This window comes from Geodermatophilus maliterrae, assembly GCF_041018925.1.
Classification (GTDB): Bacteria; Actinomycetota; Actinomycetes; order Mycobacteriales; family Geodermatophilaceae; genus Geodermatophilus; species Geodermatophilus maliterrae.
In genome coordinates, this window is sequence record NZ_JBFNXQ010000017.1 from 15,801 (window position 1) to 39,260 (window position 23,460).

Here is a 23,460-nt window from a genome sequence, read left to right on the forward strand (position 1 = left end):
ACGCTCTCACAGACGTCGCCGGGGGCCCGCGCCCTCCCTAGCGTCGAGGCGTGCCGCAACCGACCGTTCTCGAGCTGTCCAGCCGGACGTCACCCGCCGGCTCCCGGCTCGTCGCCTCCCGGCCGGCGCCGGTGCCCCCACCGGGCCCGCGCCGGCCGGGCTGGGCGGTCGCCGCGGTGCGCCCGGTCGCCGCCCTGGTGGTGGTCGGTGTCGGCGTCCTGCTGCTGCCGGAGACGCTGCCGGGCGAGGCCAAGGCGGCGCTGTTCGCCTTCGCCCTGGCCATCGTGCTCTGGTCGATGACCGGGCTGCCGGCGGCCTGGGTCTCGCTGCTCGCCGTCCTCGTGCTCGTGGCCCTCGGCGGCGCGGAGCAGGACGCGCTGTTCGACTCGCTGGCCTCCGACGTCGTCTGGCTGATGGTCGGCGCGTTCGTGCTCGGCGGCGCCATCACCTCCAGCGGGCTGGCCGGCCGGCTGACCGGGCTGGTCGCCCGCCGGGCACGCACCGTGGGCGGCGTCCTGTGGTCGGTGACCGTGCTGCTGCTGCCGCTGTCGCTGCTCATCCCGTCGACCTCGGGCCGCGCCGCGGTGATGCTGCCGGTGTACCGCAGCCTCAGCCGGGCCGCCGGCGACCGGGCGGTCTCCCGCGCGCTGGCCCTGCTGGTGCCCACGGTCATCCTGGTGACGACGGTCAGCACGCTCGTCGGCGCCGGCTCGCACCTGATCGCCAACGACCTGCTCGAGGAGTTCTCCGGCGAGCGGATCTCCTTCGCCGAGTGGGCCCTCTACGGCATCCCGTTCGGCCTGGCCGCCGCCCTGGTCTCCTGCTTCGCCGTCTCGCGGATGTTCCTGGGACCGGAGACCCGCGCGCTGCCGCTGACCGTGCCCACCGGCCCGCGGGCCACCTACAGCCGGCCGGAGCGGCGCACCGTCGCGGTGACCCTCGCGATGGTGGGGCTGTGGGTCAGCGAGTCGGTGCACGGCATCGAGGTCGCCACCGTCGCCGTCGCCGGCGCCGTCGCCCTCACCGCACCGGGCATCGGCGTGCTGTCCTGGAAGGCCGGCGTCAAGGCCGTCGAGTGGAACCTCGTCGTGTTCGTCGGGGCCGCCCTCGTGCTCGGCGAGGCGCTGATCGACAGCGGCGCCGCCGAGTGGATCGTGCAGCGGCTGTTCGCCGTCTCGGGCATCGCCCAGGCCGGCTCGGAGCTGTTCGTCCTCGTCGTGCTGACCGTGCTCACCCTGACCTCGCACGTCTACATGACCTCGCACGCCGCCCGCGCCGCCGCGCTCGTCCCGGCGCTGCTCTACCTCGGTGCCTCGCTGGGCCTGGACCCGGTGGCGATGGTCTTCATCGGGACCGTCGGCATGGACTACTGCCTGACCTTCCCCGTCAGCAGCAAGGCGCTGCTGCTCTACGCCGAGCTCGACGGGGACACCTTCGAGCCGCCGGACCTGCTCCGCCTGTCGTCGGTGCTGCTGCTGGCCCACGTCGCGCTCGTCGTCGTGTTCTACCTCGGTTACTGGCGCCTCGTGGGGCTGGCGCTGTGAGCGGCACCCGGCCCCGCCCGCTGCAGCGCCGGCTGCTGCGGAGCCTCGTCGCGCTCGGCCTGCTCGGCGTGCTCGTCGTCGGCGTCACCGGCTTCACCCTCGTGCAGTGGACGGAGACGGAGCAGACGCTCTCCCGCCACTACGTGCGCAGCCTGCGGCTGCAGGAGGTGCGGGCCCAGGCCTTCGACGCGCTCACCCAGGTGCCGGCCGCCGTCCGCGGGGTGCCCGACGCCCGCGCGGAGTACGAGCAGGCCCGTCAGCCGCTGGATCGCGCCTTCGACGAGTGGGCGGCCCTGGCCGACGACGCCGGCGAGCGCGCCGAGGTGACCGCCATCCGCGACACCGCGGCACGGCTCGACGAGGGTGCCGACCGCGTCCTCGACCTCGTCGACGCCGGGCGGACCGAGGAGGCCACCGCCGCGCTCGCCGAGGTCGAGGCCACCCTCGTCGAGCCGTTCGAGAGCCTGACCGCCGCCGCCGTCGAGACCGACCGCGACAAGCGCCGGGAGCTGCGCGCCGACGCCGCCGCGGCGCGCCGGACGGCCACCCTCACCCTCGCCGTGGCCGGCGCGGGGGTGCTCTCGCTGCTGCTGCTCGTCGGGGCCTACCTGACCGGCGGGGTGTTCACCCCGCTGCGCCGGCTGCTCGACGCCCTGCGCGGCCTCGACCGGGGCGACACCGGCACCCGTCTGCCCGAGGACGGCGACGACGAGATCGCCGAGCTCAACCGCGAGTACAACGCTCTGGCCGAGCGGCTGGGCACCGAGCACACCCCGGTGCCGCGGGCGCCGAGCGAGCCGCAGGAGGACGCGACGCTGCTGCTGCGCCGGATGCTGGCCCACCTGCGCGAGGACACCGCGGCGCTGGCCGCCGGGAACGGCGCCTCCGGGAACGGCGCGGGCTCGGCCGCGGCCGGCGCGCTGCTCGCCCGCATCGACGCCGTGGACGCCACCCTCGACCGGCTGGGCAGCCTGGCCTACCCCGTGGACCTGCGGCCGGTGCCGGTCGAGCCGGCCGCGCTGCTGCACGAGGTGCTCGACCGCGTCGCCGACGAGGTGGTCCGCCGCTCGGTGAGCACCGACGTCGACGTCGACCCGGACGCCGGCCCGCTGCTGCTCGACCGTGCCCGCACGCGCGAGGCGCTCGGCGAGCTGGTCCGCAACGGCCTGGACGCGCTGCCGGCCCGCGGCGGGCGGCTGCGGCTGCGCGCCGTCGCCGACCCCGACGAGGCCGACACCGTCGCGCTGGAGGTCGAGGACGACGGCACCGGCCTGTCCGAGGAGGACGTCACCTGGCTCTACGACGGGAGCCCCCGCCCGTCGGCCTCCCGCGGCACCGGCCTGCGCCTGGTGGCCTCCGTCGTCGAGCAGCACGGTGGCCGGCTGCAGCTGCGCACCGTCCCCGGCGGCGGCACCACCGCGCGCCTGCTGCTCCCGCGTACCGCGCCGGGCCCCGGCCTCTCGACCGGGCCCTCGACCGGGCCCTCGACCACCCCCTCGATCCCCCCTTCGATCCCCCAGGAGACCCGATGAGACTGCGCGTGCTGATCGCCCCGTCCGGCTTCAAGGAGAGCCTCGGCGCCGACGAGGTGGCCGACTGCATCGCCTCGGGCGTGCGCCGCGCGGTGCCCGACGCGCTGATCCACAAGGCGCCGGTCCCCGACGGCGGCGAGGGCTTCGCCCAGGCGCTGGTCCGCACGGTCGGCGGCACCCTGCACGACGTGACCGTCACCGGCCCGGTCGGTGAGCCGGTCGAGGCCTACTTCGGACTGCTCGACCCGCCCGGCGGCCCGGCGGGGCAGGACACCGGCCCGACAGCGGTGCTGGAGATGGCCGCCGCGGCGGGCCTGCGGCACGTCCCGCGCGACCGCCGCGACCCCCTGACCACCACGACCCGCGGCGTCGGCGAGCTCATCGCCGCCGCCCTGGACGCCGGGGCGGCCCGCGTCCTGGTCGGCTGCGGCGACTCGGGGACCAACGACGGCGGCGCCGGGATGGCCCAGGCGCTCGGCGTCCGGCTGCTCGACGAGGCCGGCGAGGAGATCGGCGCCGGCGGCGGGGAGCTGGCGCGGCTGAAGAGCGTCGACGTCTCCGGGCTGGACCCGCGGATCGCCACCACCCCGATCGACGTCGCCTGCAACTGGGCCAACGTCCTCACCGGGCCGCGCGGGGTGGCCCGCGTCTTCGGCCCGCAGAAGGGCGCCGACGAGGCGACCGTGGTCCGGCTGGAGGAGGCGCTGGAGCGCTACGCCGACGTCATCCAGGCCGACGTCGGGGTGGACGTGCGCACCGCCCCCGGCTCGGGCGCCTCCGGCGGCCTGGGCGCCGGGCTGTCCGCGCTGCTCGGCGCCCGGCTGCAGCCGCGCTTCGACGTCGTCACCCGCTACCTCGACTTCGACGCGCTGCTGTCGCGGACCGACCTGGTCATCACCGCCGAGGGCGCCATCGACCGGCAGAGCGCGCGCGGCAAGGTGCCCGCCGAGGTGGCCCGCCGCGCGGCGCTGCGCGACATCCCGGTGATCGCGCTCAGCGGCACGGTCGGTGAGGGGGTGCAGGCCGCGCTCGACGTCGGCCTGGACGCCTACACCTCGATCCTCACCCGCCCGTGCACCCTGGAGGAGGCGCTGGAGGAGGCCTCGGAGTTCCTGGTGTGCTCGGCCGAGCAGACGATGCGGCTGCTGCTGGTCGGGCGCCGGCTGGCCTGGCAGGAGACCGAGACGCGGTAATCCGTTTCTCGGCCAGGGGCGGCCGGGTCGACACTGCCCTCGTCGTCCACGAGGGAACCGTCCGCGGAGGAAGCCCACCATGTCCGACCACCCCCACGTCACCCGGTTGCTCGAGGCCTACGAGGCCTTCGGCAAGGGCGACCTCGACCGCCTCACCGAGCTCTGGTCGCCGGACATCCAGTGGCACGAGCCCGGCCGCAACCAGGTCTCCGGCGACTACGCCGGCCCGCCCGCGGTGTTCGAGGTGTTCGGCCGGATCATGGAGCACAGCCAGGGCAGCTTCCGGATCGAGCCGCTGCGCGTCTTCGCCGACGACACCGACGGCGTCGCCGTGGTCCGCATGTCCGGCCACACCGGCGACCGGGACCTCGACGTGCTGGCCACCCACGTCGTCCGCTTCGAGGGCGACTGCATGGCGGAGTTCTGGGCGGCGAACACCGATCAAGCGGCGGTCGACGCGTTCTTCGCCTGAGTGCTCGCCCGGCCGGCAGGGCCGGGCCCTCGCTCATCCCGCCGACAGGGCCGGGCCCTCGTCCTTGAGCGCGACGCCGGAGGCGCCCAGCTCGCGGGCGGCGCCCAGCAGCGCGGCGACGGTGTCGGCGGCCTGCGCGTAGGACAGCCCGTGCGGCGGGCGGACGTTGGAGACGCAGTTGCGCTCGGAGTCCGCCCGCCCCGGCCGAGGGCCCCAGGTCAGGTAGACGCCGAGCGAGTCCGCCGACGACAGTCCCGGCCGCTCCCCGATCAGCACGACGACGGCCCGGGCGCCGAGCGCCGCGCCCACCGCGTCGCCGAGCGCCACCCGCGCCTGGTGCGCGAGCACCAGCGGCGCGACGGTCCAGCCGGGCAGCCGCTCCAGCAGCGGGGTCACCAGCCCGGCGGCGTGCTCGTGGACCGCCCGCGGGGAGAGCCCGTCGGCGACCACCACCGCGAGGTCGGCGTCCGTGCGCGGCAGCGACGTGCCCTCGGCGAGCTGCCGGCCGAGGTCGGGTCGCTGCAGGTAGGTGGCCCGGTCGGGCGCGGCCGAGCGCACCTCCAGCAGCTCGCGCCCGGGCAGCCCGGCCCGGACCAGCGACGGGTCCAGCGGCTGGTGCACCGCGTCCCGGGCGGCGGCGTGCGCCGCGCGGAACTCCAGCTCCCGCGCGGTGGGCAGCGCGTCGCCGGCCCGGCCCAGCGCGACCCGGGCCCGGGTGGCGCTGCGCAGCACCGCCCACGGGTCGTTCCCCGGCGGCAGCGGCCGGTCGAGGGCGTCGGTCACGAGTCCTCCTCGCCGGCGCTCGTCGGCCTCGTGCCCGGCGGTGCTGTGCCCCTGCGTGACCTCGCGAGCTCGGTCACGTCGAGGCCGCCGCGAGGAGGGCGCGCGCGGCGGGCGCGTCGGCGGTGAGCTCGCGGACCCGGCCGGCGTCGTCGAGCAGGTCCATCCTCGCCAGCCACGCCTCGAACTCCGGCGCCGGCCGCAGCCCCAGCACGGAGCGGGTGGTGAGGACGTCGGAGAAGGCCAGCGACTGGTAGTGCAGCATCACGTCGTCCATCCCGGGGACGGCGATGAGGAACGTGCAGCCCGCCGTGCCGAGCAGCAGCATCAGCGCGTCCATGTCGTCCTCGTCGACCTCGGCGTGGTTCGTGTAGCAGACGTCCACGCCCATCGGCAGGCCGAGCAGCTTGCCGCAGAAGTGGTCCTCGAGCCCCGCGCGCAGCACCTGCTTGCCGTCGTAGAGGTACTCCGGGCCGATGAACCCGACGACGGTGTTGACCAGCAGCGGCTCGAAGTGCCGGGCGACGGCGTAGGCGCGGGTCTCCAGCGTCTGCTGGTCCACCGGCCGGCCGCCGATGCCCCGGTGCGCGTCGGCCGACAGCGCCGAGCCCTGCCCGGTCTCGAAGTACGTGACGTTCGACCCGACCGTGCCGCGGCCCAGCGCCAGCGCCCCGGCACGGGCCTCGGCCAGCAGGTCGAGGGTGACGCCGAAGCCGCGGTTGCCCGGCTGGGTGCCGGCCACCGACTGGAACACCAGGTCGACCGGTGCCCCCTGCTCCAGCGCCCGCAGCGTCGTGGTGACGTGCGCCAGCACGCAGGACTGCGTCGGGATGCCGTACCTGGTGATCACCTCGTCGACCAGCTCCAGCAGCGCGACCGTGCGGGCCGGCGAGTCGGTGGCCGGGTTGATCCCGATGACGGCGTCCCCGCAGCCCTGCAGCAGCCCGTCGACGATGGACGCCGTCACACCCAGCGGGTCGTCGGTCGGGTGGTTGGGCTGCAGCCGCGAGGCCAGCCGGCCGGGCAGGCCGAGCGTGCTGCGCAGGCCCGTCACCACCCGGGTGCGCCGGCCGACGGCGACCAGGTCGGCGTTGCGCATCAGCTTCGACGTGGCCGCGGCCATCTCCGGGGTGAGTCCCGGCGCCAGCGCGCTGATCGCCGCCTCGTCGCCGGCGGCGGCCCAGGCCAGCAGCCGGTCCCGGAACTCCCCCACCGTCAGCGACGCGACCGGCGCGAACGCCGCGGCGTCGTGGGTGTCGAGGACGAGCCGGGTGACGTCGTCCTCGTCGTAGCCGACCACCTGCTCGTCGAGGAAGGTGGCCAGCGGCAGGTCGGCGAGCACCGTCTGCGCGGCGACCCGCTCGGCCGCGGACTCCGCGGCGCACCCGGCCAGGACGTCGCCGGAGCGCAGCGGGGTGGCCTTCGCCATCAGCTCGACCAGGGTCGGGAACTCGTACGCGTGCCCGGCGACGGTGCCCCGCCGCGCGGTCATCGCACGTCCTCCTCGGCCTCTGCCAGCAGCTCGAACTCCTCCTCCGGCGCCGAGGCCACCAGGTGGTGGCGGCTGTAGAGGGCGAAGTACGCGAGGAAGGCGGCGTACGCGGCGAGCGTCCACAGCGCCGCGGTGACGTCGACCAGGAAGGTGGCCAGGACGGCGGCGGCCGCGAGCACCAGCGCGACGCCGGTGGTCGCCGTCCCGCCCGGCGTCCGGTACGGGCGCGGCAGGTCCGGCTCGCGGCGGCGCAGCACGATGTGGCTGACCATCATCAGCACGTAGGACACCGTCGCCCCGAAGACGGCCATGTTGAGCAGCATCGCGCCCTGGCCGGTGAGCGACAGGACGAACCCGATCGCGCCGGGGACCAGCAGCGCCAGCACCGGCGCCTTGCGGCCGTTGGTCACCGACAGGGCGCGCGGCAGGTAGCCGGCGCGGGAGAGCGCGAAGGTCTGCCGCGAGTAGGCGTAGATGATCGAGAAGAAGCTGGCGACCAGGCCGAACAGGCCGGCGTAGTTGACCACCCGGGTCAGCGCCTCGGGGGCGCCGGAGCCGGCGAGGGCGTCGACCGGCGGGTTGCCCGACCCCGCGATCGCCGAGGAGCCCGCGGCGCCCGGGGTGAACACCAGCATGAGGACGGCGAGGACGACGAGCACGCCCATCGCCGCGACGATCCCCCGCGGCATCGAGCGGGCCGGGTCGCGGGCCTCCTCGGCGGCCAGCGGCACGCTCTCCACGGCGAGGAAGAACCAGATGGCGAACGGGAACGCCGCCCAGATGCCGAGGATCCCGTAGGGCAGGAACGACGAGGCAGCGGCGGCGTCGGTGGGCGCGATGTCGAGCAGGTTGCCGGCGTCGAACCGCGGGACGGCGCCGACCAGGAAGACCACCAGGCCGGCGAGCGCGACCACGGTGACGGCGAACATCGCCTTGAGCGCCTCGCCGACGCCGAGCAGGTGGATGCCGATGAACAGCGCGTAGGCCGCCAGGTACACCCACCAGCCGTCGGTGATGCCGAACAGCCCCAGGGACTCGACGTAGGCGCCGATGAAGGTGGCGATGGCGGCCGGCGCGATGGCGTACTCGATGAGCACCGCGACGCCGGTGGCGTACCCGCCCCACGGGCCCAGCGCGCGGCGGGCGAACGTGTAGCCGCCGCCGGCGGTCGGCAGCGCGGAGCCGAGCTCGGCCAGGCCGAACACCATCGCGGTGTACATGACCGCCATGAGCACGGTGGCGATCAGCAGCCCGCCGAACCCGCCCTCGGCCAGGCCGAAGTTCCACCCGGCGTAGTCACCGGAGATGACCGCCGAGACGCCGAGGCCGGCCAGCAGCAGCCAGCCCGCCGTCCCGGAGCGCAGTTGCCGGCGGTGCAGGTAGCCCTCGTCGACCCGCTCGGCCTCCACGCCCGCGTGGGCGGGGCGGGTCGGGCGGGCGCTGGGATCGGCGGTCACGGGCGCCTCCGCGGTCGGCCCGCCGACGGCGGGGAGGGCCAGCCTCGTCCCGTGCCCGGGCCCAGGTCAACGGCCCGCGCGGGACGCAACGCGCCGTTCACACCGGCTCAGGGGATGCCGTGCCAGCGGCCCTCCGTCGCGTTGCCGGCGGGCCGGGACTCGAGGACGTTGCCCGGCGTGGGCTCCGTGCGGTCGTCGTCGGCGAGGGCGAAGACCCGCAGCAGTGGCCCGACGAGGGCGTCGTAGACGGCCGGGAAGAGCCGGAAGCCGAGGATGACCACCGGGTTGGCGAACCCGGACTGGACGAGCCGGCGCGGCCTGTCCAGCCGCGCGACCACCGAGCGGGCCACCCGCTCCGGCGAGTAGATCGGGACGGGCGGGCGGCCCTTGAGGCCGATGTAGCTGCCCGCCTGGGAGTAGATGGGGGTGTTGACCCCGCCCGGGGCGACGGCCGAGACGTGGATGCCGGGGACGTCGCGGGTCTCCTGCTGCAGCGTCCGGATCAGGCCGAGCTGGCCCCACTTGGCGGAGTTGTAGCTGCCCATGAACGGGGTGGTCACCGACGCCAGCAGCGAGCTGACGACCACGAGGTGGCCGGCACCCTGGCGGCGGAACACCGGCAGCACGGTGCGCACGAGGTTGGCCGTGCCGTGCAGCGCGGTGTCGACCACCCGCTCGAAGACCGCCTTGGGCACGTCCTCGATCCGCCCGTAGGCGATCACCTGCGCGGAGTGCACGACCACGTCGAGGCTGCCGGAGCGGGCCACGGTGCTCTGGACGGCGGTGCGCAGCGCGTCCTCGTCGAGGACGTCGGCCGGGCAGACGACGACGTCGCCGGCGCCCTTCGCGCGGGCCTCGGCCGCGGTGTCCTCCAGCGCCTGGCGTCCGCGGGCCATCAGCACGAGGTTGGCGCCGCGCTCGGCGAACAGGTGGGCGGTGGCGCGGCCGATGCCGCTGGAGGCCCCGGTGATCAGCACGGTCTGCGGCATGCGGCGTCGTCTCCTCGGCGGTGGTTCGGGATGGCCGGGGACGCCGTCGCGGGCACCGCCCGGGCTCGGCGGACACCCCCGCCTACCCCGATCCGTTGTCCGCCATGCGATCGAGGACATCCAGCAGCCGGCCGGGGCCGACCACCGCCGTGCCCTCCGGCAGGCGGGCGCGCAGTCCCCGGTCGGCGGTGACCACGAGCACACGACGGCCCGCGGCGGCGAGGTCGGCGGCGGTGGCGGCCAGGGCGTCGTCGCCGCTGCCGGGCGCGCGCACCAGCGAGACGCCGTCCGGCTCCGGCACGTCCCGCGCGGCTCCCTCGACGACGGCCACCACCTCCTCGACCGTCCCCTCCTCCAGCGGCTGACCGGGCAGGGCGGCCAGCCGCAGCAGCAGCCGGTTGGTGGCACCGGCGCGGTCGCGCCACCAGCCGTCGGGACGGGAGCCGACCACGTTGGCGGCGTCCACGAGCAGGACCGTCATCGCACCTCTTGGGCACTCCCCGGACGGGGGAACCGGCCGGCCTCGCCGTTCACGACCGGCCGGACCGGGTAGCCGACCTGCGGCGACGCGCCGGGACCACCGGTGCGGGACCGGCCGGGGGCTCACTCCGGCCCGACGACGAGGAGGTCCGATGGCGAGCAACGACCGTACCCACCACGACCACGACGCGACGGTCACCACCGAGGGTGCGCACTCCACCCGTGGCGCGGCCCGGGACGCCGTCGCGGCACAGCACGCGCGCTTCGGCGGGATCAAGTGGGGCGCGGCCTTCTTCGGCTGGCTGTCGGCCAACGGGCTCGCCGTCCTCCTGGTCGCGCTGCTGTCGGCGGCCGGCGTCGGGCTCGGCCTGGCGCAGGGGCTCGACAGCGTCGACGAGGCCGCGCGGCAGGCCGGCACCGTGGGCCTGGCCGGCGCGATCGGCCTGCTCGTCGTCCTCTTCCTCGCCTACCTCGCCGGCGGCTACGTGGCCGGCCGGATGGCCCGCTTCGACGGCGCCCGGCAGGGCCTGGCCGTGTGGCTGATCGGCCTGCTGGTCGTGGTGGTGCTGGCGCTGGCCGGTACCGCGCTCGGCGCCCAGTACAACGTGCTCCAGCAGCTCAACCTGCCGCGCATCCCGATCGACGAGGGCACCGCGACGACGGCCGGCGTCATCACGCTGGCGGCCATCCTGGTCGCGACGCTGATCGGTGCCGTCCTCGGCGGCACGCTCGGCACCCGCTACCACCGCCGGGTCGACCGCGCCGGATACGGCGTCTGACGTCGCAGCCGTGGGCCCGGTCCAGGAGCCGGCCCACGGCTGCGGGGTGCCCGGAGCGTCCCCGGCCGGTTCTACGCTGCGCGGCATGTGCCGCAACATCCGCCCGCTGTCGAACTTCGAGCCGCCCGCCACCGACGACGAGATCACGGCCGCGGCGCTGCAGTACGTGCGCAAGATCAGCGGGTCGGCGAAGCCGGCGCGGGTCAACGCCGAGGCCTTCGACCGGGCGGTCGCCGAGGTGGCCGCGGCCTCGGTCCGGCTGCTCGACGCGCTGGTCACCACCGCGCCGCCCAAGGACCGCGCCGTCGAGGCCGGCAAGGCCCGCGCCCGCGCCGCGGTCCGCTACGGCCGCTGACCTGCTGGGCACGACCGGGGTGCGCACCCCGGGCATGGGCTCCGACTGAGCGGGTAGGTGCCGGGCTGATCCCAACCGCCCGACGCCCCTGGAGGACACCCATGGCCCGCAACACCCTGTCCCGCGCCCTGCACGACCTTGGTCTCTCCGCCTGGTTCGGCGGCACGCTGGCCAACGCCGTCGCCCTCAACGCCGCCGCCGGCGAGGCTGGCAAGGACACCGGCAAGGTGGCCAACGCCGGCTGGAACCGCTGGACCCCGGTCAACGCCGTCGCGATCGGCGCCCACCTGGTCGGCAGCGTCGGCCAGCTGATCGGCAACCGCGGCCGCCTGGCCAACCAGGAGGGCGTGGCGAGCATGTCCGCCGTCAAGACGCTGGTCACGGCCGCCGCCCTGGGCGCCACCGCCTACAGCCGGTCGCTGGGCATCATCGTCAACGGTGGCGGCGGTGGCGCCGGCAACCCCTCGGCACGGTCGGGCACCAAGCCGACCAAGCGCACCAAGGCCGAGATCGCCGCCGCACAGGAGCAGCTCAACGCGCTGCAGTGGATCATCCCGGCCCTCACCGGCACCCTCGTCGCGATCAGCTCCTACGCCGGCGAGCAGCAGCGCGCCAGCGAGGTCATCAAGGGTGTCTCGCGCAGCTGACCGTCCCTCTGCACCACGGCAGCCCGGGCACGTCCAGGGAGATCGCATGACCCGCACCGTCACCGTCACCGGCAACACCGTCGCCGGCGACCACTCCGCCGGAGGCGGGGGCGCGACCCGCTGCCCCGACTGCACCGACGGCCTCGGCAAGCCGCGGCCGGTGGAGCCGGGGTCGTGGCGGGACCGCATCCGGCAGAAGCCGGCGCTGGCCGTGGCCTACCGGGTCGCCGTCTTCGTCGTCGGGCTGCTGTTCGTGCTGCTCGGGCTGGCGCTGACCGTGCTGCCCGGCCCGCTCACCATCCCGCCGGTCCTGGCCGGCCTGTGGGTGTGGTCGACCGAGTTCGAGTGGGCGCGCCGCTTCTTCGCCGCCTTCCGTCGCAAGGCGCTCGACGCCTGGCGGCACGCCAAGCAGCACCCGGTCAGCTCCGCGGCCGTGACGATCGGCGGGCTGGCGGCCGCCGCCCTGGTGTTCTGGGCGGTGGGTCACTTCTCCCTCGTCGACCGCGCGACCGCCGCACTCGGCCTCGGCTGACCCGCCCGGCGCTCCGGCACCCCGGCCGCCGTCCGCACCCGCGGACGGCGGCCGCGGTGCGTCCGGGGCCGTGCGGGGTCAGGGAGCGGTCAGGACGACGGGACCGTCGTCGGTGACCGCCACGGTGTGCTCGACGTGCGCGGCGCGGCTGCCGTCGGCGGTGACCACCGCCCAGCCGTCCTTCTTGTGCTTGTAGCGCTCCCCGCCGGCCAGCAGCATCGGCTCGATCGCCAGCGTGCTGCCGGCGTGCAGCCGCACCCGGTCCAGCCCCGCCGACGGGCGGTTGGGCACGAACGGCGGCTCGTGCATCGACCGGCCGATGCCGTGCCCGCCGTGGTCGGGCAGGTGCGCGTAACCGTACCCGCGGGCGACGGTGTCGATGGCCTGCGCGACGTCGAGCAGCGTCGCACCCGGCACCGCCGCGGCGATCCCGGCGGCCAGCGCCTCCTCGGTGGCGGTGACCAGCCGGGCGTCGTCCGGCTGGTCACCGGCGCCCACCTGCACGGTGACGGCCGCGTCGCCGTGCCAGCCGTCGACGATGGCGCCGCAGTCGACGCTGAGCAGGTCGCCGTCGCCCAGCCGGCGTCCGCTGGGCCGGCCGTGCACGACCACCTCGTTGGGCGACAGGCACAGCGCCCCGTTGTAGGCCGTGGGCGCCCACCCCGGCTTGTAGCCGAGGAACGACGACGTCGCCCCGGCCTCCCGGATCGTCGTCTGCGCGAGGTCGTCGAGGTCCCGCAGCCGGGCCCCGGGGACGGCGGCGGCGCGCACCGCGGCCAGCGTCTGCGCCACGACGCGGCCGGCGGCGCGCATGGCGGCCAGTTCGTCGGCGGTGCGGCGCGGCAGCACGGTCAGGTCCACCCCCCGACGGTACGGCGGCCTCTCCCGCGCGCCGTGCCGGCTCAGGCGCGGCCGACGTCGCCCGGGTTCGGCGGCCGGAACGGGGTGTCCGGCAGCTCGACCTCGCCGGGCGTCCGCTCGGGCTCCCCGGGGTGCCGGGGCTCCTCCGGACGCGGCGGCCCCTCCGGGTGGTCGGGCTCCTCCGGGCGGTCGGGCTCCTCGCCGGCCACGCCGAACCCCTCGGCGGGTGGCGGCGCACCCGCCCCGGGGTCGGCCGCGGCGATCTCGTCGTCGGGACGGTGGCCGTGCGGCGTCATCGGTTCCCACGTGGACATGACCCCCTCCTACCCACTCGTGGAGGACAGCGGTGGCCAGGAGGTGACACGGGGGTTGCGGCGGGGCACACGCCCAGGTGACGGACGGGGTCGCGGGGCCCACGGGGGCGGTGCCGGGAGCGAGGAGGACCGAGACATGGCCACCACGGGATCGGGACAGCGGGCACGGCGCGGCGCGCGGCCGGGTCCCGCACCGGCGCCGCGTGACGGCGCCGCCGCGGACCGCCGGGACGACGCCCGCCACGGCGCCGACGGCCGCGACGAGACGCACGCCGAGCGGATCGACCGGGAGCTCATGGAGCTGCTCAACGAGCTGCGGGTGGCGCTGCCGGGCGTGCAGTTCCTCTTCGCCTTCCTGCTGATCGTGCCGTTCCAGCAGGCCACGTCCCGCGCGACCGACTTCCAGCGCGACGTCTACTTCGTGACGCTGATCGCCGCCGTGGTGGCCACGGCGCTGCTCATCGCGCCGGCCGCGCAGCACCGGGCGCTGTTCCGCCAGCACGACAAGGAGGACCTGCTGCGGCGGAGCAACCGCAACGCCTTCCTCGGGCTGGTGGTGCTGGCGATCGCGATCGTCTCGGCGGTGGTGCTGGTCGTCGACTTCCTGTTCGCGCTGCCGCAGGCGCTGGTCACCGGCGGCGTGGTGGCGGCGCTGCTCGGCTGGCTGTGGATCGGCAGCCCGGCGGTGCAGCGTGCCCGCGGCGCCCGGGACGACTGAGTCCCCCACCCCAGCGGACGATCATGGAGCTGCGGTGCCGACAGGCCGGTCGACGGCGGCGCGTCGCCACCGCAGGTCCATGATCGCGGCGAGCGGACGGCGGACCGGGGCAGGCGGCAGGCGCCCGGCGGCAGGTGGCAGGTGGCAGGCGGAGGACCTCGGGCCCCGGTCCGGGCCCGCGGGTTCAGCGGTCCGGTGGGGACGGAGCCGGCCGGCCGAGGGCTGCGCAGATCGCGTCGGCGACGTCGTCCGGGTCCTCGTGCTCCCAGAAGCGCAGCACCCGCCAGCCCAGCCCGGTGAGGACGGCGTCGGCGCGGCGGTCGCGGGCGGTGTGGGCCGCCGGCTTCGCCGCCCACCACGCCCGGTTGGCGCGCGGCAGGTGCCCGCACGACGGGCAGCCGTGCCAGAAGCAGCCGGTAAGGACCCCGTCCTCCTCGCCCCTCGCACGCTCGGGGCGAGCCTCTGGACGGGGCCACGGGCGCACGTCGACCCTGTAGCGCACGCCGCGCGCGTGCAGCCGGCGGCGCACCGCCAGCTCGTGCGCGGTGTCGCGCCGGCCCTGCCGGCGGAAGCGGGCCCGCACGACCTCCGACGACGGCGGCGGCGCGGGCCCGGGCCGGTACACGGGTCCACTCGCACGTGCTGCGCCGCCGCACCGACGATCCGCGTGAGTAAGGGTCGCCTACCCTCCCTTGCGTGACGACGACGGCGACCCGGACGGCGGACGCACCAGTAGCCGCCCCGCCCCGCTGGTCGCGCGTCGAACTGCTCCCGCCGCTCGTGCTCGTCGCCCTCGGCGCGGTCCTCCTCGCCCCCGGCCACGGCCTGTGGTTCGACGAGCTGTTCACCGCCGAGGTCGGCCGCCGTCCGCTCGCCGAGATCCTGCGCGCGATCGTCACCGGCGAGGGGGTGACGAGCTACCTGGCCGACGTCCCGCCGTCCTACAACGCGCCGTACTACCTGGTCGTGCACGGGTGGACGTCGCTGCCCGGCCTGGGCGGCGGCACGTCGCTGCGGGTGCTCTCCGTGCTGGCCACCGCCGGCGGGCTGGCCCTCGTCACGCGCGCGGTGACCCGGCTGGCGGGTCGGGCGACCGGCGTGCTGGCCGGCCTGGTCCTGGCGACGGCGCCGCTGCTGCTCGAGCAGGCGGTCGAGGCGCGCAGCTACGGGCTGGCGGTCCTGGCCACCGGCGGCGCGCTGCTCGGGCTGGTCCGCTGGCTGCAGGAGCCGCCGCGCGGGCTGGTGCTCTTCGGCCTCGCCGGGGCCGGGATGGGGTTGGCGCACTGGTACGCGGTCACGGCCCTGGCCGCGTTCGTCGTCGCGGCGCTGCTGCTGCGCGGCCGGGCCGCCGTCCGCGTGGCGGCAGCCGGCGTCCTGGCCGTGCTGCCGGTGGTCGCGCTGATCGGCGTCAACCTGCTCAACGGCACCGGCTCACGCAACGCCGAGCACCTGCGCGACACCGGCGGCACGCTCGCCGACCTGGCGGTCGAGGCATGGGCCGGCGGCCGCACCCCGCTGCTGTACCTGACCGTCGGGCTGGCGGTGGTCGGCGCGCTCCGCGGTGCCGGGGTGCGGGTGGTCGGGACCTGCTGGGTGCTGGTCCCGCTGCTGCTCCTCGTCGCCGGCGAGCTGGCCCGCCCGCTGTACCACCCCCGCTACCTGATGGTCGGGCTGCTCGGGCTCGGGATCCTGGCCGCGGCCGGGGCGACGGCACTCCCCCGCGGCGCCCGCGCACCGGTCGCCGCCGCGATGGTCGGGCTGTCGCTGCTGGCGAGCTCCCCGCTGGCCGTGCGCGAGCCGCGGGAGCGCTCCGACGAGCTGGTGCAGCTGCTGGCCCGCGTGCAGCAGGCCGGCGAGCCGGTCGTCGCCGCCGACCAGCGCGCGGCCCTGGGCCTCGACCACCACACCCGCACGCTGGCCCCGCGGCTGCGGCCCGACGTCGTCCTGCCGCCCGACGACGCCCCGTCCGGTGCCGACCGCGTCTGGCTGGTCCGGCGGCTGGTCGACGGCGAGCCGGTGCCCACCGACGACGACGCGGTCCTCGCCGACGCCGGCCTCTCCCTCGCCGACGAGCACGCCTTCGCCGGGACGAAGACCGACCTGGTGCTGCAGCTCTGGACCCGCTGACCGGGAGCCGCCGCCGATGAGTTCCCTCGGGACGGGCGGTCGGGACTGTCGGATCCGGGTGGCAGGGTGCCTCCCGACCGACCCCGGAGGTGAGGCACGTGACGGCCGACATCGGCGACGCGGTCGCGGCGGGCAGGGACGAGCGAGGGTCCGGTGACGCGGCGGCCCTGGCCATCGAGACCCAGGGCCTGGTCAAGCACTTCGGCAGCACGCGCGCCGTCGACGGGGTGGACCTGCGCATCCCGGTCGGCGGCGTGCACGGTTTCCTCGGCCCCAACGGCGCGGGGAAGACGACGACCATCCGCGTGCTGGCCACGCTGCTGCGCCCCGACGGCGGGACGGCGCGGGTCTTCGGCCACGACGTCGTCACCGAGGCCGACGCCGTCCGGGCCCGGGTCAGCCTCACCGGGCAGTTCGCCTCCCTCGACGAGGACCTCACCGGCGCGGAGAACCTGCTGCTGCTGGCCCGGCTGCTCGGCTACTCCCGGGCCGCCGCACGTCAGCGCGCCGACCAGCTGCTGTCCGCCTTCGGCCTCGGCGAGGCGGCCGGCAAGCAGGTGAAGCAGTACTCCGGCGGCATGCGGCGACGGATCGACATCGCCGCGAGCATCGTCGTCCGGCCGGACCTGATCTTCCTCGACGAGCCGACGACCGGTCTCGACCCGCGCAGCCGCAACCAGGTGTGGGACGTCGTCCGGGCGCTGGTCCGCGGCGGGACGACGGTGCTGCTGACCACCCAGTACCTCGACGAGGCCGACCAGCTCGCCGACCGCATCTCCGTGATCGACGCCGGCCGGGTCATCGCCGAGGGCACCCCCGGGCAGCTCAAGGCGTCGGTGGGCTCGGGCAGCCTGCACGTGCGGGTGCTCGACCCGGCGCGGCGCGCCGAGGCACGCGGCCTGCTCGAGCGGGTGCTGGGCGTGCCGGTGGCCGAGGACGGCGACCCCGCGGCGCTCACCGCCCGCGTCCCCGACGGAGCCCCCACCGCCCGCGCCCTCGCCGCCCTCGAGGACGCCGGCCTCCCCCTGGCCCAGTTCGCGCTCGGCCAGCCCAGCCTCGACGAGGTCTTCCTGGCCCTGACCGGCCGGCCCGCCGACTCCCGCACCCCCGATCCGGAGGACCCCCGATGACCGCTGTCGACTCCGCCCCGGCCGCCCTCGCGGCACCCGACACCGCGGCGGTGCTGGAGGCCCTCGGCTCCGGGGAACGTCCCCGGCCGCAGGGCCCGCTGGCGGCCTCGGCCACGTTCGGCTGGCGCACGCTGCTGCGGATCAAGCACGTCCCGGAGCAGCTGTTCGACGTCACCGTCTTCCCGGTGATGCTCACGCTGATCTTCTCGTACCTCTTCGGCGGCGCGCTGGCCGGCTCGGTCGAGAGCTACGTGCAGTTCTTCCTGCCCGGGATCCTCGTGCAGAGCATCCTCATGATCACGATGTACACCGGCGTCGCCCTGAACACCGACATCGAGAAGGGCGTCTTCGACCGCATCCGGTCCCTGCCGGTGTGGCGGCCGAGCGCGCTGGTGGGGGCGCTGCTCGGCGACGTCGTCCGGTTCGTCCTGGCCTCGACGGTGGTGCTGTGCCTCGGCCTGGTGCTGGGCTTCCGCCCCGGCGGCGGGCTGCCCGGCGTGCTGGCCGCCGTCGGCCTGCTGCTGGTCTTCGCCTTCGCGCTGGGCTGGATCTGGACCTACCTGGCGCTGCGGCTGCGCACCCCTCAGGCGGTGATGGGCTGGAGCATGATGGTCCTGATGCCGCTCACGTTCGGCAGCAACATCTTCGTCGACCCCGCCACGATGCCCGGCTGGCTGCAGGCCGTCGTCGGGGTCAACCCGGTCAGCTCCCTGGTCACCTCGGTGCGCGGGCTCGTGCACGGCGAGGCGGCCGGCTCCGAGATCCTGCTGGTCCTGGTGTGGGCGGTCGCGCTGGTCGCCGTCCTCGGGCCGCTGACCATGCGGCGGTACGGCAACCGCGCCTGACTCTCAGCGCGAGCGGGCCGCCCACGCCAGCGACCGCAGCGACTGCCGCAGCCGGGCCCGCGCCGTCCACGCCGACGATCCCTCCGGCCGGCGGTCCCGGACCACGGGCACGCTGACCAGCGCCGTCCCCGCCCGGCCGGCGGCGAGCACGACGCTCGGGGCGCCGCCGGTGAGCACCCGGTCGACGACGGCGGAGCGCACGGCCGGCCCCAGCGCGAGGAAGGCCCCCGCGTCGGGGGGCAGCCCGGTGAGCCGGGCGGCGAGGCGGCGGTGCACCTCCCCGGTCAGCCGCCGCGCCCGCGACTCGTAGCGGCCCCGCCGGCCGGCGAACACCGCGCCGGCGTCGCCGCGGGCCAGCCGGTCGAGCAGCAGCGGCACCGCCTCGGGCGGGTCCTGCAGGTCGGCGTCCAGGCACACCCACGCGTCGGCGTCCTCGGCCGCCAGCCCGGTGGCCAGCGCCCGGTGCTGGCCGACGTTGACCGCGAGCGCGGTGACGGCGACCCGCGGGTCGGCGGCGGCCAGCCCGGACGCCACGGTGAGGCTGTCGTCCGGCGAGGCGTCCACCACCAGGCGCAGCCGCCAGTCCCGGCCGGCGAGCGCGGCGGACAGCCGCCCGGCCAGCGGCCGCAGGGTGGTGGCGTTGCCGTACACCGGGACGACGACGGCGACCCGCGGCCCGCTCATCCCGCCGCCCAGGTGCGCGCCAGACCGTCGGCCAGGTCGACCGTCGGCGCCCACCCGAGCGCCTCGCGGGCGGCCCGCGGGTCGCAGACCCAGTCGGCGGTGTCCCAGACCCGGCCCGGGTGCGCGCCGGCCGCGGTCGCGATGGGGCGGCCGGTCACCTCCTCGGCGGTCGCGACGAGCTCCTCGACGCCGGTCTGCACGCCGGTGCCGATGTTGAGCACCGCGCCCGGCGGGAGGTCGTCGGCGAGCGCGGCCCGGACGCAGGCGTCGACGACGTCGCCCACCCACACCCAGTCGCGCCGGCTGACCGCGGCCGGCAGCGGCACGGTGGCCCCGGTGCGCGCGGCGGCCAGCACGACCGGCACCAGCCGGGTCGGGTGGTCGCCGGGGCCGTAGACCTGGAAGGCGCGCAGCACCGCGGCCCGCACGCCGCGCTCGGCGGCGGCCGCCTGCAGCAGCAGGGAGCCGGCCGCCTTGGTGGCGCCGAAGAACCCGCGCGGCCGCAGCGGCGCGTCCTCGGCCAGCGGCGCCGGCCCGGCCGCGTACTCGGTCGACGAGCCCAGCCGGACCACCGCGCGGCAGCGGTCGGGCAGCGCGTCGACCAGCCAGGGGCTGGTGTTGACCGCCACGGTGGCGGCCCGCTCGGCCGGCGTCGCCCTGGCCCGGCCGGCGGCGAGGGAGAAGACGACGTCGGGGTCGGCGGCCCGCACCGCCGCGGCCGCGGCCACCGGGTCGGCGAGGTCGACGTCGGCGCGGGTCAGGCCGGTCACCGACCAGCCGTCGCCGCGCAGCCGCGCGACCAGGTGCCGCCCGACGAAGCCGCCGGCGCCGGTGACCAGTGCCCTCACGCGGGGACGGCGACCGCAGCGTCGGCGGCGACCGCCGCGCCCTCCACCGCCGCCACGAACCCGGCCCGCCGGTCGGCGACGGTGCGCGGGTCGGCGCCGGCGAGGTCGGCCAGCGCCGCGAGCAGCCGCGGGACCTCGACGAACGGGTCGCGGCCGGCCATGTCGGCGGTGAACGAGCGGCGCAGGAAGGTGAAGTCGGTGCGCAGCCGCACCAGCTCGGCGGCCAGCAGCACCCCCGGCACCGGGAACCCGCCGCCGGGCAGCGTCAGCCCGCCGACACCGAAGGGCTGCCGCACCGCGGCGCGGACGGCGTTCACCGTGCCGTCGACCAGCGGGCGGAACAGCTCGGTGGAGCGGCGGTCGATGCGCAGGTCGTTGAGGCCGACGTAGACCCGCGAGAGCGGCCGGCGGGACAGCTCGGCGACGCGGTCGACCGCGTCCTGGGTCTCGACGAGGATGCCCAGGCCGCAGCGGCCGGCGACCAGGTCGAGCGTGCGGTCGACCTCCTCGGCCGTGCGCACCATCGGCAACAGGATCTCGTCGGCGCCGGCGGCGAGGGCGTCCTCGACCTCCCCCGCCGTCCACGGCCCGGCGCCGTTGACGCGGCACAGCAGCCGGCCGTCGGTGGCCGCGCGCACGCGCGCGAGGTCCTCGACGGTGTCGGCGTTGATCTGGGTGCCCTCCCCCGCCTGGCGGCGGGCCTTCCCGCGGCGCTCCCAGTCGACGACGATCCCGGCCGCACCGGCGGCGACGACGTCCCGGCCGAAGCCGGCGTCCACGGTGAAGAGGAACAGATCCACGGCGGTGAGCTTAGGCACACCTAACCCACGGCCCGCACCCAGGCTCCTCCCAGGGGCCAGCGGGCGGCATGCGGTACGCAGTCGTGCGCGTCCGGACGCGGACAACGCCGCGACCGCACACCACCGACGATGGTCGGCCGCTGGACGCCTCGCGCCCGCAGATGCGTCCTCCCCCACCGCAACGCGTCCTCCCCGACCGTCGGCGGTGCGGGAGGACGCGCCGCGATCAGGTCCCCTGACCGTGGCGCACCCTCAGGCGGGGGTCGGGGTCTCCGTGCGCGGGGCGGGAGCGGACGACGGCGCGGGGACCGGGAAGGGCACCGCCGTCCCCTGCACGCCGACCGACACCTCCGCGCCGGCCGTCGGCAGGTCGCCGCCCTCGGTGCGGGCGCTGACCCGCCGTCCGGAGGGCAGCTGCAGCTCGACCCGGGCGTCGTGGCCGTAGAAGTCGACGGCGCACACCCGCGCCCGCGGCCCGGGGCCGGCCGACAGGCGCAGCTGCTCGGGCCGCAGCAGCACCCGGACCGGCCCGTCGGGGCAGGAGCGGCCGAGCACCAGCTCGCCCAGCTCGGAGGCGACCCGGCCACCGACGGCGTCCCCGTCGAGGACCACCGCCTCCCCGACGAACGCCGCCACGTCGAGGTCGCGCGGGTCGCGGTAGAGCGTGCGCGGGTCGGCCAGCTGGGCCAGCGCGCCACCCCGCAGCACCGCCACCTGGTCGGCCGTCGACAGCGCCTCGGCCTGGTCGTGGGTGACCAGGACGGCGGTCGCGCCGGTGGCCCGCAGCGCGTCGACGACCGCCCGGCGGGTGTCCTCGCGGAGCGAGGCGTCCAGCGAGGAGAACGGCTCGTCGAGCAGCACCAGCGAGGGCTCCGGCGCCAGCGCCCGGGCCAGCGCGACCCGCTGCTGCTGGCCGCCGGAGAGCTGGTGCGGCGAGCGGTCGGCCAGCGCCGCGTCCAGCCCGACCAGCGCGAGCAACGAGACGACGCGGCTGCGGTCGCGGCGCAGCCGCCGGGGCAGGCCGAAGGCCACGTTGCCGGCGACGCTCAGGTGCGGGAACAGGCCGCCCTCCTGCGGGACGAAACCGATGCCGCGCCGGCGGGCGGGCACCGGGCGGCCCGCGCCGGCCACCACCCGGCCGCCGAGGTCGACCGTGCCGCCGTCGGGGTCGTCGAAACCGGCCACGATCCGCAGCAGCGTCGTCTTCCCGCAGCCCGACGGGCCGAGCAGCGCGGTGGTGGTGCCGGCCGGCACGTGCAGGTCGACGCCGGTGAGCACGGGGGTGCGGCCGTAGGACTTGGTCACACCGGTGACGGTGAGCGCGCTCATGTGGTCAGACCTCGTCGGGCGTCGCGGGAGAGCAGCACCGTGGCCGGTGCCGAGAGCAAGACCATGACGACGGCGTAGGGCGCGGCGGCGCCGTACTCCAGGGCGCTGCTGGCCGACCAGAACGCCGTCGCCAGCGTCGTCGTGCCGGTGGGGGCGAGCAGCAGGGTGGCGGTCAGCTCGGTGACCACGGCGAGGAAGACCAGGGCCGCCCCGGCGCCGATGCCGGGCGCGAGCAGCGGCAGGGTGACCCGCCACAGCCGGGACGGGGCGGAGGCGCCGAGGGAGGCCGCGACGTCGTCGTGCAGCGGCGGGGACTGCTCGACCGCGGCGCGCACGGTCACGATGGCGCGCGGCAGGAAGAGGATCGCGTAGGCGGCCAGCAGCACCGGAGCGGTCTGGTAGAGGGCGGGCACCGCGCGGATGGACACCGTCACCAGCGCCAGCGCGATGACGATCGCCGGCACCGCGCTGCCGAGGTAGGTGGAGCGCTCGAGCAGGGTGGCCAGCGGTCCGCGGCGGCGGACGGCGAGCCAGCCGGTGGGCAGCGCCAGGGCGGTGGTGGCGACGGCGGCCGCGGCGGCCAGCGCCAGCGTCGTCCCCGTGGTGGTGGCCAGCGTGGCGACGTCGAGCCCGGCCGAGGTGCCGGTGGTCATCCACCGGGCGAGGCTGCCCAGCGGCACGGCCAGCGCGAGCGCCACCAGCGCGGTCAGGGCGAGCAGGGCCGGGCCGGTGAGGGCGCCGAGCCGCACCGGGCGCAGCCGCCGGGCCGCGCCGGCGCCGGTGCGCGCGTAGCGGCGGGAACCGCGCAGCCGGATCTCGGCCAGCAGCAGGACCAGGCACAGCAGCACGAGGACGCCGGCGAGCATCGTGGCGCCGGGGCCGTTGAAGGTGGCGCGGTACTGGTCGTAGACCGCGGTGGTGAAGGTCGGGTAGCGCAGCATCGCCAGCGCGCCGAACTCGGCCAGCACGTGCAGCGCCACCAGCAGGCCGCCGCCGAGCACGGCCACCCGCAGCTGCGGCAGCTGCACCCGCCGGAACACCGCCCAGGTCGACAGGCCCAGCCCGCGGGCGGTGTCCTCCAGCGCCGGGTCGAGGCCGCGGAACGCGGCCACGGCCGGCAGGTAGACGAAGGGGAAGTAGGACAGCGACACCACCAGCAGCGCCCCGGCGTAGGTGTCGAAGCCGGGCAGCAGCGAGATCCAGGCGTAGCTGTTGACGAACGCCGGCACCGCCAGCGGCGCCACCAGCAGCACGTGCCAGACCCGGCGGCCCGGCACGGCGGAGCGCTCCACGAGCCAGGCCGCCCCCACGCCGAGGACCAGGCAGACGGCGACGGTGCCGGCCACCAGGCGGGTGGTGTTCCACAGCAGGTCGGCCACCCGCGGGCGGAACACCAGCTCGGCGACGCCGCTCCAGCCGACGTCCACCGTCGCGGTGACGATGTAGCCGAGCGGCACCAGGGCCAGCGCCGCCACCGCGGCGGCCAGCAGCGCCGTCACCGGTGAGCGGTGCAGCCCTCCGGGCGCGCGCCGGCCCCGGGACGCCGCGACGA

General features: G+C 76.5%; 25 protein-coding genes. 12 read left to right on the forward strand and 13 right to left on the reverse strand.

Annotated elements, in window-relative coordinates; all coding sequences use genetic code 11:
* Positions 1 to 50: 50 nt before the first annotated feature.
* From ABQ292_RS07715 to ABQ292_RS07730, 4 genes are all read left to right on the forward strand, one after another.
* Positions 51 to 1,544 (forward strand): SLC13 family permease, encoded by a 1,494-nt coding sequence (locus ABQ292_RS07715; protein ID WP_369204920.1) that lies wholly within the window; start codon positions 51 to 53, stop codon positions 1,542 to 1,544.
* The gene (locus ABQ292_RS07720; protein WP_369204922.1) at positions 1,541 to 3,076 is read left to right on the forward strand and encodes an ATP-binding protein; all 1,536 of its coding nucleotides are present in this window, start codon (positions 1,541 to 1,543) and stop codon (positions 3,074 to 3,076) included. The genes ABQ292_RS07715 and ABQ292_RS07720 overlap by 4 nt, the downstream gene beginning before the upstream one ends.
* Positions 3,073 to 4,269, forward strand: a complete 1,197-nt coding sequence (locus ABQ292_RS07725; RefSeq protein ID WP_369204924.1) for a glycerate kinase family protein — start codon at positions 3,073 to 3,075, stop codon at positions 4,267 to 4,269. The genes ABQ292_RS07720 and ABQ292_RS07725 overlap by 4 nt, the downstream gene beginning before the upstream one ends.
* Before the next feature lie 79 nt (positions 4,270 to 4,348).
* Positions 4,349 to 4,741: a nuclear transport factor 2 family protein gene (locus tag ABQ292_RS07730; RefSeq protein WP_369204926.1), complete on the forward strand. Its 393-nt coding sequence runs from the start codon at positions 4,349 to 4,351 to the stop codon at positions 4,739 to 4,741.
* Between the two features lie 33 nt (positions 4,742 to 4,774).
* On the opposite strand, the gene eutC is transcribed toward ABQ292_RS07730, so the two are convergent.
* The 5 genes from eutC to ABQ292_RS07755 form a co-directional block, all read right to left on the reverse strand.
* Positions 4,775 to 5,524, reverse strand: coding sequence for an ethanolamine ammonia-lyase subunit EutC (eutC, locus tag ABQ292_RS07735; protein WP_369204928.1), 750 nt, complete (start codon positions 5,522 to 5,524; stop codon positions 4,775 to 4,777).
* Positions 5,525 to 5,597: 73 nt separating this feature from the next.
* Entirely contained in the window at positions 5,598 to 7,013 is a 1,416-nt protein-coding gene (locus ABQ292_RS07740; protein ID WP_369204930.1) for an ethanolamine ammonia-lyase subunit EutB, read from the reverse strand.
* On the reverse strand, positions 7,010 to 8,470 hold the full coding sequence (gene eat / locus ABQ292_RS07745) for an ethanolamine permease (RefSeq protein ID WP_369204932.1): 1,461 nt from the start codon (positions 8,468 to 8,470) through the stop codon (positions 7,010 to 7,012). Before eat ends, ABQ292_RS07740 begins: the two co-directional genes overlap by 4 nt.
* Positions 8,471 to 8,577: 107 nt before the next feature.
* The gene (locus ABQ292_RS07750; RefSeq protein WP_369204934.1) at positions 8,578 to 9,459 is read right to left on the reverse strand and encodes an SDR family NAD(P)-dependent oxidoreductase; all 882 of its coding nucleotides are present in this window, start codon (positions 9,457 to 9,459) and stop codon (positions 8,578 to 8,580) included.
* Positions 9,460 to 9,541: 82 nt separating this feature from the next.
* Positions 9,542 to 9,940 carry a hypothetical protein gene (locus tag ABQ292_RS07755; protein ID WP_369204936.1) on the reverse strand — a complete coding sequence of 133 codons (399 nt, stop codon included), beginning with the start codon at positions 9,938 to 9,940 and terminating at the stop codon, positions 9,542 to 9,544.
* A gap of 151 nt (positions 9,941 to 10,091) precedes the next feature.
* Here ABQ292_RS07755 and ABQ292_RS07760 point away from each other — a divergent pair, with 151 nt between their 5' ends.
* The 4 genes from ABQ292_RS07760 (at position 10,092) to ABQ292_RS07775 (ending at position 12,252) form a co-directional block, all read left to right on the forward strand.
* Positions 10,092 to 10,718, forward strand: coding sequence for a hypothetical protein (locus ABQ292_RS07760; protein ID WP_369204938.1), 627 nt, complete (start codon positions 10,092 to 10,094; stop codon positions 10,716 to 10,718).
* Positions 10,719 to 10,803: 85 nt separating this feature from the next.
* Complete coding sequence (locus ABQ292_RS07765) at positions 10,804 to 11,073, forward strand: DUF2277 domain-containing protein (RefSeq protein WP_369204940.1); 270 nt, start codon at positions 10,804 to 10,806, stop codon at positions 11,071 to 11,073.
* 101 nt (positions 11,074 to 11,174) lie between these two features.
* Positions 11,175 to 11,720, forward strand: coding sequence for a hypothetical protein (locus ABQ292_RS07770; RefSeq protein ID WP_369204942.1), 546 nt, complete (start codon positions 11,175 to 11,177; stop codon positions 11,718 to 11,720).
* A gap of 46 nt (positions 11,721 to 11,766) precedes the next feature.
* Positions 11,767 to 12,252 (forward strand): PGPGW domain-containing protein, encoded by a 486-nt coding sequence (locus tag ABQ292_RS07775; RefSeq protein ID WP_369204944.1) that lies wholly within the window; start codon positions 11,767 to 11,769, stop codon positions 12,250 to 12,252.
* A gap of 78 nt (positions 12,253 to 12,330) precedes the next feature.
* Here the strand turns inward: ABQ292_RS07775 and map are convergent, their stop codons facing one another.
* Together map and ABQ292_RS07785 are read right to left on the reverse strand one after the other, a co-directional pair.
* Positions 12,331 to 13,113, reverse strand: a complete 783-nt coding sequence (gene map / locus ABQ292_RS07780) for a type I methionyl aminopeptidase (RefSeq protein WP_369204946.1) — start codon at positions 13,111 to 13,113, stop codon at positions 12,331 to 12,333.
* A gap of 41 nt (positions 13,114 to 13,154) precedes the next feature.
* Positions 13,155 to 13,427: a hypothetical protein gene (locus ABQ292_RS07785; protein WP_369204948.1), complete on the reverse strand. Its 273-nt coding sequence runs from the start codon at positions 13,425 to 13,427 to the stop codon at positions 13,155 to 13,157.
* A gap of 136 nt (positions 13,428 to 13,563) precedes the next feature.
* On the opposite strand from ABQ292_RS07785, the gene ABQ292_RS07790 reads away from it, so the two are divergent.
* Complete coding sequence (locus ABQ292_RS07790; protein ID WP_369204950.1) at positions 13,564 to 14,145, forward strand: DUF6328 family protein; 582 nt, start codon at positions 13,564 to 13,566, stop codon at positions 14,143 to 14,145.
* A 184-nt stretch (positions 14,146 to 14,329) separates the two neighbouring features.
* Here ABQ292_RS07790 and ABQ292_RS07795 read toward each other — a convergent pair whose 3' ends face one another.
* Positions 14,330 to 14,770 (reverse strand): DUF559 domain-containing protein, encoded by a 441-nt coding sequence (locus ABQ292_RS07795; protein WP_369204952.1) that lies wholly within the window; start codon positions 14,768 to 14,770, stop codon positions 14,330 to 14,332.
* 71 nt (positions 14,771 to 14,841) lie between these two features.
* Between ABQ292_RS07795 and ABQ292_RS07800 the strand changes: the two genes are divergently transcribed.
* The 3 genes from ABQ292_RS07800 to ABQ292_RS07810 all read left to right on the forward strand — a co-directional run bounded on the left by ABQ292_RS07800 (position 14,842) and on the right by ABQ292_RS07810 (position 18,247).
* The gene (locus tag ABQ292_RS07800) at positions 14,842 to 16,272 is read left to right on the forward strand and encodes a glycosyltransferase family 39 protein (RefSeq protein WP_369204954.1); all 1,431 of its coding nucleotides are present in this window, start codon (positions 14,842 to 14,844) and stop codon (positions 16,270 to 16,272) included.
* Positions 16,273 to 16,370: 98 nt separating this feature from the next.
* The gene (locus ABQ292_RS07805; RefSeq protein WP_369204956.1) at positions 16,371 to 17,402 is read left to right on the forward strand and encodes an ATP-binding cassette domain-containing protein; all 1,032 of its coding nucleotides are present in this window, start codon (positions 16,371 to 16,373) and stop codon (positions 17,400 to 17,402) included.
* Positions 17,399 to 18,247 (forward strand): ABC transporter permease, encoded by an 849-nt coding sequence (locus ABQ292_RS07810; RefSeq protein WP_369204958.1) that lies wholly within the window; start codon positions 17,399 to 17,401, stop codon positions 18,245 to 18,247. The genes ABQ292_RS07805 and ABQ292_RS07810 overlap by 4 nt, the downstream gene beginning before the upstream one ends.
* 3 nt (positions 18,248 to 18,250) lie before the next feature.
* On the opposite strand, the gene ABQ292_RS07815 is transcribed toward ABQ292_RS07810, so the two are convergent.
* The 5 genes from ABQ292_RS07815 to ABQ292_RS07835 form a co-directional block, all read right to left on the reverse strand.
* Positions 18,251 to 18,931 (reverse strand): glycosyltransferase, encoded by a 681-nt coding sequence (locus tag ABQ292_RS07815; protein WP_369204960.1) that lies wholly within the window; start codon positions 18,929 to 18,931, stop codon positions 18,251 to 18,253.
* On the reverse strand, positions 18,928 to 19,779 hold the full coding sequence (locus tag ABQ292_RS07820; RefSeq protein ID WP_369204962.1) for an NAD-dependent epimerase/dehydratase family protein: 852 nt from the start codon (positions 19,777 to 19,779) through the stop codon (positions 18,928 to 18,930). Before ABQ292_RS07820 ends, ABQ292_RS07815 begins: the two co-directional genes overlap by 4 nt.
* Positions 19,776 to 20,579: an aldolase/citrate lyase/malate synthase family protein gene (locus tag ABQ292_RS07825; protein ID WP_369204964.1), complete on the reverse strand. Its 804-nt coding sequence runs from the start codon at positions 20,577 to 20,579 to the stop codon at positions 19,776 to 19,778. The genes ABQ292_RS07820 and ABQ292_RS07825 overlap by 4 nt, the downstream gene beginning before the upstream one ends.
* A gap of 252 nt (positions 20,580 to 20,831) precedes the next feature.
* Positions 20,832 to 21,908, reverse strand: a complete 1,077-nt coding sequence (locus ABQ292_RS07830; protein WP_369204966.1) for an ABC transporter ATP-binding protein — start codon at positions 21,906 to 21,908, stop codon at positions 20,832 to 20,834.
* Positions 21,905 to 23,407 (reverse strand): ABC transporter permease, encoded by a 1,503-nt coding sequence (locus ABQ292_RS07835; protein ID WP_369204968.1) that lies wholly within the window; start codon positions 23,405 to 23,407, stop codon positions 21,905 to 21,907. The genes ABQ292_RS07830 and ABQ292_RS07835 overlap by 4 nt, the downstream gene beginning before the upstream one ends.
* Positions 23,408 to 23,460 lie beyond the last annotated feature (53 nt).

Coding starts and splice junctions, on each gene's coding strand:
- ABQ292_RS07725 (WP_369204924.1), top strand. CDS start 3,073: ATGAGACTGCGCGTGCTGATCGCCCCGTCCGGCTTCAAGGAGAGCCTC.
- ABQ292_RS07730 (WP_369204926.1), top strand. CDS start 4,349: ATGTCCGACCACCCCCACGTCACCCGGTTGCTCGAGGCCTACGAGGCC.
- ABQ292_RS07740 (WP_369204930.1), bottom strand. CDS start 7,013: ATGACCGCGCGGCGGGGCACCGTCGCCGGGCACGCGTACGAGTTCCCG.
- ABQ292_RS07750 (WP_369204934.1), bottom strand. CDS start 9,459: ATGCCGCAGACCGTGCTGATCACCGGGGCCTCCAGCGGCATCGGCCGC.
- ABQ292_RS07755 (WP_369204936.1), bottom strand. CDS start 9,940: ATGACGGTCCTGCTCGTGGACGCCGCCAACGTGGTCGGCTCCCGTCCC.
- ABQ292_RS07760 (WP_369204938.1), top strand. CDS start 10,092: ATGGCGAGCAACGACCGTACCCACCACGACCACGACGCGACGGTCACC.
- ABQ292_RS07765 (WP_369204940.1), top strand. CDS start 10,804: ATGTGCCGCAACATCCGCCCGCTGTCGAACTTCGAGCCGCCCGCCACC.
- ABQ292_RS07770 (WP_369204942.1), top strand. CDS start 11,175: ATGGCCCGCAACACCCTGTCCCGCGCCCTGCACGACCTTGGTCTCTCC.
- ABQ292_RS07775 (WP_369204944.1), top strand. CDS start 11,767: ATGACCCGCACCGTCACCGTCACCGGCAACACCGTCGCCGGCGACCAC.
- ABQ292_RS07785 (WP_369204948.1), bottom strand. CDS start 13,427: ATGTCCACGTGGGAACCGATGACGCCGCACGGCCACCGTCCCGACGAC.
- ABQ292_RS07790 (WP_369204950.1), top strand. CDS start 13,564: ATGGCCACCACGGGATCGGGACAGCGGGCACGGCGCGGCGCGCGGCCG.
- ABQ292_RS07810 (WP_369204958.1), top strand. CDS start 17,399: ATGACCGCTGTCGACTCCGCCCCGGCCGCCCTCGCGGCACCCGACACC.
- ABQ292_RS07815 (WP_369204960.1), bottom strand. CDS start 18,931: ATGAGCGGGCCGCGGGTCGCCGTCGTCGTCCCGGTGTACGGCAACGCC.
- ABQ292_RS07830 (WP_369204966.1), bottom strand. CDS start 21,908: ATGAGCGCGCTCACCGTCACCGGTGTGACCAAGTCCTACGGCCGCACC.